This window comes from Enterovibrio coralii (genome assembly GCF_001559595.1).
GTDB lineage: Bacteria > Pseudomonadota > Gammaproteobacteria > Enterobacterales > Vibrionaceae > Enterovibrio > Enterovibrio coralii.
In genome coordinates, this window is record NZ_LNTY01000060.1 from 98,127 (window position 1) to 114,489 (window position 16,363).

Annotated in this window: 13 protein-coding genes and 4 pseudogenes; all 17 read left to right on the forward strand. The window is 49.8% G+C overall.

All coding sequences use genetic code 11. The annotated features are described in order from the left end of the window. Positions 1 to 12: 12 nt before the first annotated feature. The 17 genes and pseudogenes from ATN88_RS24070 (at position 13) to der (ending at position 16,002) form a co-directional block, all read left to right on the forward strand. Complete coding sequence (locus ATN88_RS24070; RefSeq protein ID WP_067420016.1) at positions 13 to 1,227, forward strand: IscS subfamily cysteine desulfurase; 1,215 nt, start codon at positions 13 to 15, stop codon at positions 1,225 to 1,227. Positions 1,228 to 1,256: 29 nt separating this feature from the next. Beyond that, positions 1,257 to 1,640, forward strand: a complete 384-nt coding sequence (gene iscU / locus ATN88_RS24075; protein WP_067420017.1) for a Fe-S cluster assembly scaffold IscU — start codon at positions 1,257 to 1,259, stop codon at positions 1,638 to 1,640. Between the two features lie 26 nt (positions 1,641 to 1,666). Continuing rightward, the gene (iscA, locus tag ATN88_RS24080; RefSeq protein ID WP_067420018.1) at positions 1,667 to 1,990 is read left to right on the forward strand and encodes an iron-sulfur cluster assembly protein IscA; all 324 of its coding nucleotides are present in this window, start codon (positions 1,667 to 1,669) and stop codon (positions 1,988 to 1,990) included. A gap of 13 nt (positions 1,991 to 2,003) precedes the next feature. After that, a complete protein-coding gene (gene hscB, locus ATN88_RS24085) occupies positions 2,004 to 2,519 on the forward strand; it encodes a co-chaperone HscB (protein WP_067420019.1) in 516 nt (171 codons plus the stop codon). A 38-nt stretch (positions 2,520 to 2,557) separates the two neighbouring features. Then, a pseudogene (hscA, locus tag ATN88_RS24090) lies at positions 2,558 to 4,407 on the forward strand (Fe-S protein assembly chaperone HscA). A gap of 2 nt (positions 4,408 to 4,409) precedes the next feature. Then, positions 4,410 to 4,747: pseudogene (gene fdx / locus ATN88_RS24095) on the forward strand (ISC system 2Fe-2S type ferredoxin). A 30-nt stretch (positions 4,748 to 4,777) separates the two neighbouring features. After that, positions 4,778 to 4,972: a Fe-S cluster assembly protein IscX gene (gene iscX, locus ATN88_RS24100; RefSeq protein WP_198158456.1), complete on the forward strand. Its 195-nt coding sequence runs from the start codon at positions 4,778 to 4,780 to the stop codon at positions 4,970 to 4,972. 273 nt (positions 4,973 to 5,245) lie between these two features. Beyond that, positions 5,246 to 6,547: an aminopeptidase PepB gene (gene pepB, locus ATN88_RS24105; RefSeq protein ID WP_067420021.1), complete on the forward strand. Its 1,302-nt coding sequence runs from the start codon at positions 5,246 to 5,248 to the stop codon at positions 6,545 to 6,547. A gap of 150 nt (positions 6,548 to 6,697) precedes the next feature. Beyond that, the gene (ndk, locus tag ATN88_RS24110) at positions 6,698 to 7,129 is read left to right on the forward strand and encodes a nucleoside-diphosphate kinase (RefSeq protein ID WP_067420022.1); all 432 of its coding nucleotides are present in this window, start codon (positions 6,698 to 6,700) and stop codon (positions 7,127 to 7,129) included. Between the two features lie 212 nt (positions 7,130 to 7,341). Then, positions 7,342 to 8,463 (forward strand): bifunctional tRNA (adenosine(37)-C2)-methyltransferase TrmG/ribosomal RNA large subunit methyltransferase RlmN, encoded by a 1,122-nt coding sequence (locus tag ATN88_RS24115; RefSeq protein WP_067420023.1) that lies wholly within the window; start codon positions 7,342 to 7,344, stop codon positions 8,461 to 8,463. 25 nt (positions 8,464 to 8,488) lie between these two features. Further along, positions 8,489 to 9,244 (forward strand): type IV pilus biogenesis/stability protein PilW, encoded by a 756-nt coding sequence (gene pilW / locus ATN88_RS24120; protein WP_067420024.1) that lies wholly within the window; start codon positions 8,489 to 8,491, stop codon positions 9,242 to 9,244. Then, entirely contained in the window at positions 9,234 to 10,169 is a 936-nt protein-coding gene (rodZ, locus tag ATN88_RS24125) for a cytoskeleton protein RodZ (RefSeq protein WP_067420025.1), read from the forward strand. The genes pilW and rodZ overlap by 11 nt, the downstream gene beginning before the upstream one ends. Before the next feature lie 15 nt (positions 10,170 to 10,184). Beyond that, positions 10,185 to 11,301, forward strand: a pseudogene (gene ispG / locus ATN88_RS24130) (flavodoxin-dependent (E)-4-hydroxy-3-methylbut-2-enyl-diphosphate synthase). 53 nt (positions 11,302 to 11,354) lie between these two features. Beyond that, entirely contained in the window at positions 11,355 to 12,623 is a 1,269-nt protein-coding gene (hisS, locus tag ATN88_RS24135; RefSeq protein ID WP_067420026.1) for a histidine--tRNA ligase, read from the forward strand. Positions 12,624 to 12,636: 13 nt separating this feature from the next. Then, positions 12,637 to 13,241, forward strand: a pseudogene (locus ATN88_RS24140) (YfgM family protein). Positions 13,242 to 13,256: 15 nt separating this feature from the next. Then, positions 13,257 to 14,414, forward strand: coding sequence for an outer membrane protein assembly factor BamB (gene bamB / locus ATN88_RS24145; protein WP_067420027.1), 1,158 nt, complete (start codon positions 13,257 to 13,259; stop codon positions 14,412 to 14,414). A gap of 88 nt (positions 14,415 to 14,502) precedes the next feature. Then, positions 14,503 to 16,002, forward strand: coding sequence for a ribosome biogenesis GTPase Der (gene der / locus ATN88_RS24150; RefSeq protein WP_067420028.1), 1,500 nt, complete (start codon positions 14,503 to 14,505; stop codon positions 16,000 to 16,002). The last annotated feature ends 361 nt before the right edge of the window (positions 16,003 to 16,363 follow it).

Below are 16,363 nucleotides of genomic sequence, written 5' to 3' on the forward strand. Positions count from 1 at the left end.
TTGGAGACACAAATGAAATTGCCAATTTATTTTGACTATTCAGCGACATGCCCAGTAGATCCGCGTGTAGCTGAGAAAATGATGCAGTACCTGACCATCGACGGTTGTTTCGGTAACCCTGCATCGCGTTCACACCGTTTCGGTTGGCAAGCAGAAGAGGCGGTAGATACCGCACGTGAAAACATCGCTAATTACCTGAACGCGGACCCACGTGAAATTGTGTTCACGTCTGGTGCGACTGAATCAGATAACTTGGCAATTAAAGGTGTTGCGCACTTCTACGGTAAGAAAGGTAAGCACATCATTACCTGTAAGACCGAGCACAAAGCTGTGCTAGACCCATGCCGCCAGCTTGAGCGTGAAGGTTACGAAGTGACCTACCTTGAGCCAGAATCAAACGGCATCATCGATCTGAACAAGCTGGCTGACGCGATTCGCGAAGACACCATCCTTGTTTCAATCATGCACGTAAATAACGAAATCGGTGTGATTCAAGACATCACAGCGATTGGTGAACTGTGCCGCGAGCGCAAAGTGGTCTTCCACGTAGACGCTGCGCAATCTGTCGGCAAACTGCCGCTAGACACGCAAGAAATCAAAGTTGACCTGATTTCAATGAGTGCACACAAAGCATACGGCCCTAAAGGTATCGGTGCTCTGTACGTTCGCCGTAAACCACGTATTCGCCTTGAAGCGCAAATGCACGGTGGTGGTCATGAGCGTGGTTTCCGCTCAGGCACGCTACCAACTCACCAAATCGTGGGTATGGGCGAAGCGTTCCGTATTGCAAAAGAAGAGCTGGCTAAAGACCAAGCGCATTCTCTGGCACTGCGTAACCGTTTCTATGATGGTGTGAAAGATCTGGAAGCAGTTTATGTAAACGGCGATCTAGAACAACGCGTTGCAAGTAACTTGAATGTGAGCTTTGCCTTTGTTGAAGGTGAGTCTCTTCTGATGGCACTGAAAGACCTGGCTGTTTCTTCGGGTTCAGCATGTACTTCAGCAAGCCTTGAACCTTCATATGTTCTTCGTGCACTAGGCCTGAACGATGAGTTGGCACACAGCTCAATCCGTTTCTCTTTCGGCCGCTTCACTACTGAAGAAGAAGTGGACTACGCGATTGAACAAGTACGTAAGGCAGTGATTAAGCTGCGTGAGATGTCACCACTGTGGGACATGTACAAAGAAGGTATTGATTTGAACACTGTTGAGTGGGCACACCACTAAGCGGTAGTTAGGAGTTCGAGGAATTAATCATGGCTTACAGTGAAAAAGTAATCGACCACTATGAAAACCCACGTAACGTAGGCTCATTCGACAAGGATGATCCAAACGTAGGTAGTGGCATGGTAGGCGCACCAGCATGTGGTGACGTGATGAAGCTGCAAATCAAAGTGAATGAGCAGGGCATCATCGAAGACGCGAAGTTCAAAACTTACGGTTGTGGCTCTGCAATCGCATCAAGCTCACTGGTAACTGAGTGGGTGAAAGGCAAATCTCTGGACGAAGCAGCATCCATCAAAAATGCTGAAATCGCAGAAGAGCTGGAACTGCCACCAGTAAAAGTACACTGCTCAATCCTTGCGGAAGACGCAATTAAAGCAGCAGTTAGCGATTATAAGAAAAAACACGAAGCTTAATACGTAATAAAAGGGTTGTTGTACATATGGCCATTACTATGACAGACGCGGCGGCATCACGCGTTCGTTCTTTTCTAGAAAGCCGTGGAAAAGGCATTGGATTGCGTCTGGGTGTTCGCACGTCAGGTTGTTCGGGCATGGCCTATGTACTGGAGTTCGTTGACGAACTACAGGAAGAAGATCAGGTCTTCGACCATGACGGTGTGAAAATCATCGTTGATGCGAAGAGTATGTTGTACCTCGAAGGTACTGAGTTGGACTTTGCAAAAGAAGGTCTGAACGAAGGCTTCAAGTTCAACAACCCTAACGTAAGCAGCGAGTGTGGTTGCGGCGAGAGCTTTAACGTATAACTCGTGAGATGAAATGAATCATTTCGAACTATTCGGGCTATCATGTCAGTTTGAACTGGATGGTAGCTCTCTTTCTTCGCAGTACCGCGAACTTCAACGACGCTTCCATCCGGACAAATTTGCAACGGCTTCCGAGCAAGACAAGTTGCTGGCTGTTCAAAAGGCGGCGCAAATCAATGACGCGTACCAGACATTGAGCGATCCTGTTCGCCGAGCTGAGTACATGCTGTCCCTCAATGGGATCGAGCTGCGCGACGAACAGCAAACCATGCAAGATCCTGCATTCCTGATGCAACAAATGGAACTGCGTGAAGAGCTGGAAGAGATTGCAGACAGCAATGAGCCGGAAGAGAAGTTGTTTGACTTTGAACAGCAAGTGTCGAACATTCACAAATCACTGTTGGCTGAGCTGAAAAATCAACTCGATACTGCCCAGTGGTCTGACGCAGCGGCAACGGTGCGCAAGCTCAAGTTCTTGGTCAAACTCAAACAAGAAATCGAACGAATCGAAGATCGGCTGCTCGGTTAATTTTCCTCGCGGCGGCTGATCAGGCTACAGGAACCAACATGGCACTGTTACAAATTGCAGAACCTGGTCAAAGTGCTGCGCCGCATGAGCACAAGCGTGCAGTGGGTATTGACCTAGGTACTACCAACACTTTGGTCGCGTCCGTTCGCAGCGGTACCGCGACAACGCTAAACGATCTTGATGGCCGCGCGCTGATCCCTTCTGTTGTTCATTACGGCGAAGGTGAAGTCAAAGTCGGTTACGACGCGCAAGCATTGTCTGAAACGGACAGTGCCAACACCATCGTTTCAGTGAAACGCATGATGGGCCGCTCTCTGGCGGACGTCCAATCGCGCTATCCACACCTGCCTTATGCGCTGTCTTCGTCAGAAAATGGCCTACCTCTCATCAATACCCGTGATGGCAAGAAAAACCCGATTCAGGTGTCTGCTGACATTCTGCGCGCGGTGAATACGCGTGCTATTGAGTCACTGGGTGGCGATCTTGAAGGTGTGGTTATCACTGTGCCTGCTTACTTTGATGACGCGCAACGTGCAGGCACCAAAGATGCCGCCAAATTGGCGGGCATGAATGTCCTTCGTCTTCTGAACGAACCAACAGCAGCAGCGATTGCTTACGGTCTGGACTCGGGTCAAGAAGGCGTTATCGCGGTTTACGATCTGGGTGGCGGTACCTTCGACATTTCTATTTTGCGTCTGTCTAAAGGCGTATTCGAAGTGCTGGCGACAGGTGGTGATTCTGCACTGGGCGGCGATGATTTCGACCATCTGGTTGCGGATTGGATTTCTGAGCAAGCCGGTTTTGATACTCTGTCTGGAGATGATCGTCGTCGCCTGCTAAACGCATCTACGGCGGCGAAAGTGGCATTGAGTGCCGCAGACAGCACGGATATCGACGTGCTGGGTTGGACTGGCTCTCTGACACGTGACGTGTTTGACGATCTGATTGGCGCGCTGGTGAAGAAAACATTGTTGTCTTGTCGCCGTGCACTGAAAGATGCAGGCGTTGAGTCAGAAGAGGTTCTCGAAGTTGTGATGGTTGGCGGTTCAACCCGCGTGCCGCTGGTTCGCGAAAAGGTTGGCGAATTCTTTGGTCGCACGCCACTAACCAGCATCGACCCAGACAAAGTGGTTGCGATTGGTGCAGCAACGCAAGCTGACATTCTGGTGGGTAACAAACCAGATGGCGAAATGCTGCTGCTGGACGTTATCCCGCTGTCGCTGGGCATCGAGACCATGGGTGGTCTGGTGGAAAAAATCATTCCACGCAACACCACTATCCCTGTCGCTCGCGCACAAGAGTTCACCACGTTCAAAGACGGCCAAACGGGCATGAAAGTACACGTGGTTCAAGGCGAGCGCGAAATGGTGGATGACTGCCGTTCACTGGCTGATTTCACCTTGAAAGGCATTCCACCAATGGCGGCAGGTGCGGCGCACATTGCGTGACTTACCAAGTGGATGCAGACGGCCTTCTGTCTGTCACTGCGATGGAAAAGAGCACCGAAGTGCAGGCATCGATTCAGGTGAAACCGTCTTACGGTTTGAGTGACATGGAAATCGCCGACATGATCAAGTCGTCGTTCACCCATGCACAAGAAGACAAAGACGCCCGCTACCTTGCTGAACAACGTGTAGAAGCAGACCGCGTGATTGAAGGTTTGCTGGTCGCGATGCAAGCAGACGGCGAAGCACTGCTGTCAGACGAAGAACAAAAAGCCCTTGTGCAAGCAATCGAAGCACTGATTGCACTGCGCAATGGCGATGATGCCGGTGCGATTGAGCAAGGCATCAAAGATACAGATAAAGCGAGTCAGGAATTTGCTTCTCGCCGTATGGACAAGTCCATTCGCGAAGCACTGGCTGGCCATTCAATTGACGAGGTTTAAACATGCCAAAGATTGTTGTTCTGCCACACCAAGATTTGTGTCCTGAAGGCGCGGTATTGGAAGCGGAAACCGGCGATACAGTACTGGACGTTGCACTGCGCAACGGCATTGCTATCGAGCACGCGTGTGAGAAGTCATGCGCATGTACAACGTGTCACGTGATCATCCGTGAAGGTTTTGACTCGTTGGAAGAAAGCGATGAGCTAGAAGACGACATGCTGGATAAAGCATGGGGTCTGGAGCCTGAATCTCGTTTGGGCTGTCAGGCAAAAGTGCAGATGAAGATCTGGTTGTTGAAATTCCGCGTTACACGCTGAACCTCGCAGCAGAAAACCACTAAGCGTTAAGATAGGGAGTAAGAGCAATGAGCCTGAAATGGATTGACTCACGCGATATCGCAATTGAGCTGGTAGATAAATTCCCGGACATCGACCCGAAAACGGTGCGTTTTACTGACTTGCACCGTTGGGTGATGGAGCTGGAAGAATTCTCTGACGACCCTAATCATTCCAATGAAAAAATCCTTGAGGCGATCATCCTTTGCTGGATGGACGAAATGGACTAAATCACTTGTTTTACCCTAGTAAAGCAGGCAAATTGGAAACAACCAAGCGGGCTATAGGCCCGCTTTGTTTTAGAGGTTAATTAGCAAACCGTGAGTTGTATCGTCTAAAAATCAATACAATACCGCCTCTGAAACGTCATAATTACACGATAAACTGCGACAAGCTGACGGTGTGTTACCGCATAACGTATTGCTCGCGCAGAAATAAAAAATCAGCCGAAAGAATTTGACGCTCTGCGGGTATCGCAGGGTGTGTTGAAAAAGGAGTTCAGCATGACAGACAAAATGCTCGTTGCGCTATCACACGAAGCCGCTGCCGATGTTTGGGGCAGCAATGCCGTCGTTTCATTTGGTCAACAAGGTGCAACCGTTCATGCCACTGGTGAAGATAAGTTCACACCAGTACAGCAAGCTGCCCGCCGTTTGGATATGCAAGGCGTACGCAAAGTTAAACTCGATGGAAAAAACTGGGACTTGGAAACGGCATGGGCGTTCTACCAAGGCATGCGTGGTCCTAAGCCTGTGTTCAGCTTTGAAGCCCCAGAGCTTGACGACAAAGCGCAAAAACAACTGAAAGACCGCATTGTCGCAATCGACTGGGTTTGCGAAATCATCAATGAAACCGCCGAAGAAGTCGGCCCGCAACAGCTGGCTGTTCGTGCAGGTGAGTTCATCAAATCACAAGCACCAAACCCTGAGCACGTCTCCTACAAGATTGTGTCGGGTGCCGATCTGCTAGAGCAAGGCTGGGTAGGTGTTCACACCGTCGGCCGAGGTTCTGCACGCAAACCTGCCATGCTGCAACTCGACTACAACCCAACGGGTGATGAAAACGCCGAGGTGTTCGCCTGTATTATCGGTAAAGGTATCACTTTCGATTCAGGTGGTTACAGCATCAAGCAATCGAACTTCATGGACTCTATGAAGGCCGACATGGGCGGTGCTGCGATGGCAACTGGTGGTTTGGGTCTGGCAATCGCGCAAGGTCTAAACAAGCGTGTGAAGCTTATCCTTTGCTGTGCTGAGAACATGATTTCCAGCAATGCTTACAAGCTTGGCGACATTATCACGTACAAAAATGGCGTGACGGTTGAAGTCTTGAACTCAGACGCCGAGGGTCGTCTGGTACTGGCTGATGGCTTGCTGTTTGCCAACGACTTTAAACCTGCGCTGACGATCGACTGTGCGACACTGACAGGTGCAGCGAAAATGGCATTGGGTAACGACTACCACGCGCTGTTTAGCTTTGACCAAGCACTGGCTGAGCGCTGCCTGACGGCGGCGAACGCAGAAAATGAAGGTATGTGGCAGTTGCCGCTGGCTGAATTCCATCGCCAGATGTTGCCTTCGAACTTCGCAGACCTAGCCAACGTTGGTTCTGGTCAATACTCACCGGGTGCAAGCACCGCCGCTGCATTCTTGTCATACTTTGTCGATGACTACCAAAACGGTTGGGTGCATCTGGATTGCTCTGGCACTTACCGTAAAACGCCAAGCGATAAGTGGGCAGTCGGCGCAACCGGTATGGGCGTGAAGACGCTGGCTCGTGTCCTGATGGACGAATCAGCACGTTAAACTCACAAAATGTAAGCGAATTAACAACACGGTTAACGCTTTCGCAATATCAGTGTGGGGTCAGCGTTTCGTGTCTGTTAGGCTTGTGGTGAGATAACAAACCGATAACAGGCACGAGACCTGTTACAAGGAAAATAAAAGGAATACGACATGACTATTGAGCGCACCTTTTCAATTGTGAAGCCCGACGCCGTTAAACGTAACTTGATTGGTGAGATTTACCATCGTATTGAGCAAGCTGGCCTACGTATTGTCGCGGCAAAAATGCTGCATCTGGATAAAGAAAAGGCACAAGGTTTTTATGCTGAGCACGAAGGTAAGCCGTTCTTTGACGATCTGGTGGCATTCATGACGTCAGGTCCGGTGATGGTGCAAGTGCTTGAGGGTGAAGATGCGATTGGCCGTTACCGTGAGTTGATGGGTAAAACCAACCCAGAAGAAGCGGCGTGTGGCACCATTCGCGCAGATTACGCAGTGAGCATGCGTTTTAACTCGGTGCATGGCTCAGATAGCCCAATCTCTGCTGAGCGAGAAATTGCTTACTTTTTCGCCGACAGCGAAATCTGTCCTCGCAGTGAGTAATCTGTTCATTTAATGAGTAAAAAAGGAGAGCAAGGGCTCTCCTTTTTGTTTTTTAGGCGTTGACGGGCTATAAAACCCCGTAGGTAACAGGTGGAATCCCGAATACAAAGGCTGTACAATTTCGCGCCTTGATTTAAGGCAACGGCCTAAAACCATCACCGCATAGCGTGTGATAGGTGCTATTACTGATTTATTGTTCACGAGGCAATCTGATGACAACAGAAAAAATCAATCTGCTGGATTTCGATCGACAATCGCTGCGCGCGTTTTTCGCCGAAGAACTTGGCGAGAAAGCGTTCCGAGCGGATCAAATCATGAAGTGGATGTACCATTTTGGTGTTGATGATTTCGATCAGATGAACAACATCAACAAACAGCTTCGTGAAAAACTGAAAGCGAAATGTGAAATCCGCGCGCCGGAAGTCAGTGCTGCTCAGTATTCAAAAGACGGCACGATTAAATGGGCAATGCGCGTTGGCAACCAAGACGTTGAAACCGTATACATCCCTGAAGAAGACCGCGCGACACTGTGTGTATCTTCACAAGTGGGTTGTGCACTGGAATGTAAATTCTGTTCGACTGCGCAGCAAGGCTTTAACCGTAACCTGAAAGTGTCTGAAATCATCGGTCAGGTTTGGCGCGCGGCGAAAGAAATTGGCATTGAAAAAGAAACCGGTCGTCGCCCAATTACCAACGTGGTAATGATGGGGATGGGTGAGCCGCTGCTTAACATGAAAAACCTGATCCCAGCACTGAACCTGATGCTGGATGATCTGGCGTACGGTCTGTCTAAGCGCCGTGTGACTGTGTCTACATCCGGTGTTGTATCGGGTCTGGATCAGATGGCAGGTAAGATCGACGTTGCACTAGCAATCTCGCTGCACGCACCAAACGATGAGCTGCGTAGCCAGATCATGCCTATCAATGATCGCTACGACATTGAGACCTTCCTGGACTCAGTGCGTCGTTACATTGCGTCATCAAACGCGAACCGTGGCCGTGTTACCGTTGAGTACATCCTGCTGGATCACGTCAACGATGATATGGAGCATGCGCGTCAACTCGCAGAGCTGTTAAAAGACACGCCTGCGAAGATAAACCTTATTCCTTTTAACCCATATCCTGGTTCACCATATAAGAAGCCAAGTAACTCGCGTATCGACCGTTTCCAAAAAACGCTGATGCAATACGATTACACGGTGATTATTCGTAAGACGCGTGGCGATGACATCGACGCAGCATGCGGACAGCTTGTTGGAGATGTGATTGACCGAACAAAACGAACGCAAGGCAGACAGGATACTCAGGAACAAATCCCTGTAAAATCAGTCTGACCTTATAGGCTGAAAGGAATGGGATATGGCAAGGACGCTGATAAGTCTGTTATTGATGGGATTATTAGCAGGTTGCGTCACAGTAACAGATGAGAAAACGCAGGCGAGTTTTGATAATATTCAAGCAGCCGAATCGCGTATATCACTTGGACTTGCATACCTAAAAGATGGCAACTGGCTTCGCGCGAGAGAAAATTTGGAGATGGCCGTTGAGTTCGCTCCACGATACGATCGCGCGTTGATTACCTTCGCTCACTACCTTCAAGAGGTAGGGGAGTTTGAACAAGCCGAGGCGCAGTACAAAGCCGCCTTGCGTTACTCCCCGAAAAATGGGGACGCGCATAATAACTATGGCGTCTTTCTCTGCAAGCAGAGCCGATTCGAAGAAGCCCAAGAGGCTTTTGAGAATGCCATTGAGCAGCCGAACTATTATAAGTTGGCGGACAGCTACGAAAATGCAGCGTTATGCGCATTGAAAGCTGACGATGATCTAGCTGCAAAACAATTGTTTCAAAAAGCCATTGACCATGAGCCTAATCGCCCAGTGTCTTCATTGCGCCTCGCGCAACTGGAAATAGATGAAGGCGAATTGACGCAGGCGAAACTGCGATTGTTCCAGTTTCACAAGCGATTCGGGTATCAACCCAGTAGCTTGCTCGCGATGGTCAAATTAGAAACATTGGCACAACAGCCTACAGAAGCTGTACGATACGCAAGTATACTAGAGAAAAAATTTCCTGAATCTAACGAATACAGACAGTACTTAGCGAATGAATACTGAACTAAACGAAGAACAGCTTGACGGTGTTGAGACATCCCACCCTGGGATTGTATTGAAACAAGCCAGAGAAAAGATGGGACTGTCTGAACAAGATGTTGCAGATAGACTTAGGCTTCGTGTTTCTGTCATTCAAGATCTTGAAGAAAACTGTTGCGACGGGCAGCAGATTGCGACCTTCACCCGCGGTTATATCCGCTCTTACGCCAAATTGGTCGGTATTGATGCCGATGCTCTACTTGGCGGTTTTAAAGCCTCTCCTGAAGTAGAAGAAAGCGCACAGAAGATGCAAAGCTTCTCCGGTAAAACGAGCCGTGAAAAGCATGACAGCCGTGTAATGGGGCTGACGTGGATCATTCTGGCCGTTGTCGTGAGTATCACGACATTTTGGTGGTGGCAAAACCAAGAAAACGAAGACTTACTGACGCTACCGGACAGCAGCAATTTGCTGGTGACGGAAGCGGCAGAAGCAGAGCCTGCGAACACTGTTGTTGAGACTGAGGTAATTGAGCCTCAAGTGACACCTGTCGAACCGGAAGTAGAACCCACCACCGAGACGGTGCAGATTGCAACGACAGCACCAGACATCACGCCAGAGCCAGAGCCAGAAGTGGTTGTTGCTGAAGTGCCTGTACCAGAAGACGTTGTGGTAGAAGGGCCTGCGGCACCTGTTGAAGCACCAGCAGATAGTCCAGCCCTGGTGCTGACGTTTGATGGCGATTGTTGGGTAGATGTGCGCGATGCGAGTGGTAAACGTCTGCTTACAGGGATAAAATCAGCGGGTCAATCTGTTGAGCTGACTGGCGAAGCACCTTTCAAACTTGTTTTGGGCGCGCCTTCAGCAGTTGAACTCGTCTATAACGGCGAAAAAGTTGATTTGAGTGGTTACCCATCAGGACGGGTAGCACGTTTGAGCCTTCCGAAGTAAGTCAGAGTACACCTAATGCATACCGAATCTCCTATTATTCGTCGTCCCTCAACGCGTATCTATGTGGGCAACGTGCCTATCGGTGACGGTGCACCCATCGCCGTGCAATCGATGACCAACACTCGCACCACGATGTTGAAGCAACCGTTGCACAAATCCGAGCGTTGGAGAAGGTGGGAGCAGATATCGTACGTGTTTCTGTCCCAACCATGGACGCGGCGGAAGCGTTCAAGTTGATCAAACAGCAAACCAATATCCCATTGGTGGCTGATATCCATTTTGACTACCGTATCGCACTGAAAGTGGCGGAATACGGTGTCGACTGTCTGCGTATTAACCCAGGCAACATTGGTAACGAGCAGCGCATCCGCTCAGTTGTGGACGCTGCGCGTGACAAAAATATTCCCATTCGTATTGGTGTTAATGGCGGTTCTTTGGAGCGCGACATTCAAGAAAAATTTGGCGAGCCAACCCCAGCTGCGCTGGTGGAATCGGCGATGCGCCATGTGGACATTCTGGACCGTCTGAACTTTGACCAGTTCAAAGTGAGCGTGAAAGCGTCAGATGTGTTCTTGGCAGTGGAATCGTATCGTCAACTGGCGAAGCGTATTGACCAACCTCTGCACTTGGGCATTACCGAGCAGGCGGCGCACGTGCGGGTGCAGTGAAATCCGCAGTGGGTCTTGGTATGCTGCTGAGCGAAGGTATCGGTGATACCCTGCGAATTTCTCTGGCAGCAGACCCAGTAGAAGAAATCAAAGTAGGCTTTGATATTCTTAAGTCCCTGCGCATTCGCTCTCGTGGTGTGAACTTTATTGCCTGTCCAACCTGCTCCCGTCAGGAGTTTGATGTGATTGGCACCGTTAACGCTCTGGAGCAGCGTCTGGAAGACGTGGTACTGCCGATGGACGTTTCAATCATTGGCTGTGTGGTCAATGGTCCGGGCGAAGCGGAAGTGTCTCACATCGGTGTCGCCGGCGGTAACAAGCGCAGTGCTTACTACGACGATGGCAAACGCCAAAAAGAACGTTTTGACAACGACAACCTGATCGATCAGCTGGAAGCGAAGATCCGGGCAAAAGCGGCAATGCTGGACGAAAACAACCGCATTGACGTCAATACTCAAGAGTAAGCGTAAGCCGCTTACTTACAGAAAGAACAAACAGATCGGTTACGAGAGTTAACGTGGCGAAAACTATTCAAGCAATTCGAGGCATGAACGACTGCCTCCCAACACAATCTCCACTATGGCAAAAAGTGGAAGGTACCGTTAAAGACGTAATCAGTGCGTATGGCTACAGCGAAGTGCGTATGCCAATCGTTGAGATGACAAATCTATTCTGTCGCGCAATCGGTGAAGTGACCGACGTGGTAGAAAAAGAGATGTACACCTTTGAAGATCGCAATGGTGACAGCCTGAGTCTGCGTCCTGAAGGTACTGCGGGTTGTGTGCGCGCAGGTATCGAAAACGGTCTGCTGTACAACCAAGAACAGCGTCTGTGGTACATGGGCCCAATGTTCCGCCACGAGCGTCCTCAGAAAGGTCGCTACCGTCAATTCCACCAATGTGGTGTGGAAGTGTTTGGCCTAGATGGTCCAGACGTTGACGCAGAATTGATCATGATGACCGCGCGTCTATGGAAGCAGCTGGGCATCAACGAGCACGTACGTCTGGAGCTGAACTCAATCGGTTCTTTGGAAGCACGTGCAAACTATCGCCAAGCACTGGTTGCCTTCCTTCAGCAGCACGAAGACGTGTTGGACGAAGATTGCAAACGCCGTATGCACACTAACCCACTGCGCGTTCTGGACACCAAAGTGCCAGAAATCCAAGCAGTGCTGGTGGATGCGCCTAAGCTGTCTGAGTACCTAGATGAAGAGTCAAAACAACATTTTGCAGGTCTTTGTGAACTGTTGGACGCAGCAGGTATCCAATACTGGTTGAACGAAAAACTGGTTCGCGGTCTGGATTACTACAACCGTACCGTGTTCGAGTGGGTCACTGAAAGCTTGGGTTCACAAGGCACAGTTTGTGGTGGTGGTCGCTACGACGGTCTGGTTGAGCAACTGGGCGGTAAAGCAACACCTGCTGTGGGTTTCGCAATGGGTCTAGAGCGTCTGGTTCTGCTGATGGAAACCCTTGAGCTGAACGCAACCCGTCCAGTGGTTGATGTTTACATGGTGACCATGGGCGAAGGCACGCTGGTTGCTGGTATGGCACTGGCAGAGCGTCTGCGTGAGCAAGTACCGGGTCTGCGTGTGATGACGCACTTCGGTGGCGGTAACTTCAAGAAACAATTTAAACGTGCTGACAAAGTTGGCGCGGCAGTAGCACTGGTGTTGGGCGAAGACGAAGTCGCTAACGGCCAAGTGACCTACAAAGATCTTAAGGGTGGCGAACAGCTGACCATTTCTCAGGATGATGCAGCCGAAAAATTGGCTCAATTAGTTTAAGAGAGGACGAAACGTGGACGTCTACACCACAGAAGAACAACAAGTCGAAGCGATTAAGAAGTGGTGGCGGGACAACGGTAAAGCCGTTGTCCTCGGCGCAGTAATTGGTTTGGGCGGTCTTTACGGATGGCGCTACTACCAGGCTGAGCAGGAAACCAGCCGTGAACAGGCATCAGAAGCATACACCAAGTGGTGACTGCACTGGCTGCCGGTGATGCGCAGGCGGAAGAAAAGGCTCTGTCGTTTATCAAATCAAACGACAGCTCCTATGCAACGTTACTTGAACTGCAATTGGCGAAGTCTTTCGTTGATGCGGGTGAGTTGTCTAAAGCACTGGAGCAGCTGCGCGCTGTTCAAGGTTCAAAAGACACCACACTGAAATCTATCGCGACCGTTCGCATTGCGCGTATCGAAGCTGAGCAAGGCAACTATGATGCTGCGCTGAAAGAGCTGGATACCGTTGCAGACGAAAGCTGGAAAGCACAGGTTGAAGAACTTCGTGGTGACATTCTTCTGAGCAAAAACGATGTAGCAGAAGCGCGTTCAGCGTATGCCGCATCGTTGGCAGCGGCAACAAACCCTGTTGTTCAGATGAAACTAGACAATCTGTCTCAATAAGGTCGAGAGAGTTAAATGCGCAAGGGATGGAAACGTATTGGTGCAGTAGCCGTGCTGGGATCATTGCTGATCGGTTGTGCGGGTGAGGAAGATTCCATCCAGATGGCTCCTGTACCTCAGGTCGTAAGTGAGTTTACACCAACCAATGTTTGGAGTGCTCAAGTCGGTGATGGTGTTGATGGATACTTCAGCAAACTGACACCGGTTTATGCTTACGACAAGGTCTTTGCTGCCGATAGAAACGGTGTGGTGAAGGCGCTGGATGTAGAAACAGGCAAAACGCTTTGGGAAGTCGATCTCGAAGATGACAAGCCGGTTCTACTGTCTGGTGGCATCACGGCATCTTACGGCAAGTTATACATAGGTACCGAAACCGGTGAGCTGATCGCTTTGAATGAAGAGACTGGCGAAACCGAGTGGAAAACGGACGTAAACGGCGAAGTGCTCGCAAAGCCTCTGGCTGACGAGGGCTTGGTGGTTGTGAACACAGGTCGTGGCGAGTTGTCTGCGTATGACGCAGAGACAGGTGAACAACGCTGGAAAAATGCCAGTGATGTGCCAAACCTGACGCTGCGTGGTGACAGCTCACCTGTCTCGATTTCAGGTGGCGTGTTCTGGGGAATGGCAAACGGCCGATTGGGTGCTGCATTCCTTGAGAACGGTAACATCATCTGGCAACAGCCGATTGCAAGCCCGAAAGGCGCAACAGAAATTGATCGTCTGGTGGATGTTGATGCTTCACCGGTAATTTCCGGTTCTCTGTTGTACGCGGTTGGTTATAATGGCCAGCTTGTTGCCATCGACCTTCGTTCTGGTCGTCCAGCGTGGAAACGTACCTACAGCTCATCAACCGATTTTCTGGTGGCTGGTAGCTACTTGTTCCTGGTGACGGACAAAGATCATGTTGTGGCAGTTGATGCGCGCAGCGGCACGGAATTGTGGCAAAATCGCGATCTTGAGTATCGCCAGTTGACGGCACCTGTTGCGATATCGGGCTACGTGGTAGTCGGTGACGCCGAAGGTTACCTGCACTGGTTAGATCCAACGTCAGGCGAATTCGTTGCCCAACAACAAATTGATGATAGCGGTATCGCTGTTGCGCCAGTAAAAGTCGATGACGGATATGTTGTCATCGCGCGTGACGGAACTATCGCTAAGAAACAAACGCTATAATATCAAGCGTTTATATATTGTTCGGCTCCTGGTCTTCACGGATCAGGAGCCGCTGTTATTAATAAACAAGAGATTTTAAGAGGTCAGTATGATTCCTGTAGTAGCCCTTGTCGGGCGTCCGAATGTGGGGAAATCGACACTCTTTAACCGGCTGACAAGGACGCGCGATGCGCTCGTTGCCGATTTTCCGGGTTTGACCAGGGATCGTAAATACGGAAAAGCAATGCTGGGTGAGCACGAGTTTATCGTGGTAGACACCGGCGGTATCGATGGTACCGAAGAAGGCGTTGAGACCAAAATGGCTGAGCAGTCACTGGCTGCGATTGAAGAAGCTGATGTTGTACTGTTCATGGTTGATGGCCGTGCGGGTCTGACTGTGGCAGACGAAGCCATTGCACAACACCTGCGTACTCGTGAAAAGAAAACCTTCCTTGTTGTGAACAAGGTTGACGGTATTGATGCAGATGCAGCAAGTGCGGAATTTTGGCAGCTGGGTATGGAAGACATGTACCAAATCGCTGCCGCACATGGCCGTGGCGTGCTGTCTCTGATTGACCGTGCTCTTAAACCTTTCGCGGAAGAGCTGTCTGAGCAAGAAGCAGATGAAGAGCGTGAAGGTCTAATTGATCTGACGGGCGAGCAAGACGAAGACGGTGAAGACAAAGATCTGACCGAAGAAGATGCAGAATCTGCATTGGAGCGTCTGCGCAACCTGCCAATCAAGTTCGGTATTATCGGTCGTCCAAACGTGGGTAAATCTACGCTGACGAACCGTATTCTGGGCGAAGACCGTGTTGTTGTTTACGACATGCCAGGTACAACGCGTGACTCTATCTACATTCCAATGGAACGTGACGGTCGCGAATATGTGATTATCGATACAGCAGGTGTACGTCGTCGTAAGCGTGTTAACGAGAAGGTAGAGAAGTTCTCTGTTATCCAAACGTTGAAAGCGATCGAAGATTCAAACGTTGTGTTGTTGGTTATCGATGCACGTGAAAACATTTCAGATCAGGACCTGAGCCTGCTGGGCTTCGCGTTGAACGCGGGTCGTTCTATCGTTATCGCGGTGAACAAGTGGGACGGTTTGGATACAGACGTGAAAGAGCGCGTGAAATCAGAACTTGATCGCCGTCTGGGCTTCGTAGACTTCGCTCGTATTCACTTTATCTCTGCGCTGCACGGTACTGGCGTAGGCCACCTGTTCGAGTCCATTCAGGAAGCTTACGAATCAGCAACCAAGCGTATCAGCACGTCAATGCTGACTCGCATCATGAACATGGCGCAGGATGATCACCAGCCGCCAATGATCCGTGGTCGTCGTGTGAAGCTGAAATATGCGCACGCGGGTGGTTACAACCCACCGATTTTCGTGATCCACGGAAACATGGTGAGAGAACTGCCTGATTCGTACAAGCGTTACCTGATGAACTATTACCGTAAATCGCTGCAAATCATGGGTACGCCTATCCGTATTCAGTTCCAGAACAGCGAGAACCCGTTTGAAGGTAAGAAAGAGAACCTTACTATTTCTCAAGCGCGTCAACGTAAGCGTCTGATGGACATGGTAAAAACGCGTAAGAAGTAATTCTACGTGAGGAAAAGCCGACCCAAGGGTCGGCTTTTTTGTGTCCGTTGTTTGGGATCAGGAAAAAGGATAAACACAGGATTTTACGCTACTGAGACAAATCGACATTCACCTCATGTAATTTAGCCAAAACCTCATTCTTCCGTCTTTAAGCTTCCTTTATTGATTGAAATTCCTCCGGATCAACGCCTTAAACCGTACTGATCTGCACGTATTGATGACAGATCAGAGTTTCAAGTTACATACTTATGTTGATCCTGATCACATAAATTGAGTGGTTTAGGCGAAAATATCGTTCTAGGCGACGAAGAACATTTATTGCGCGGCTAAGATTGCACCCATTATTCATAAAATATCGTAA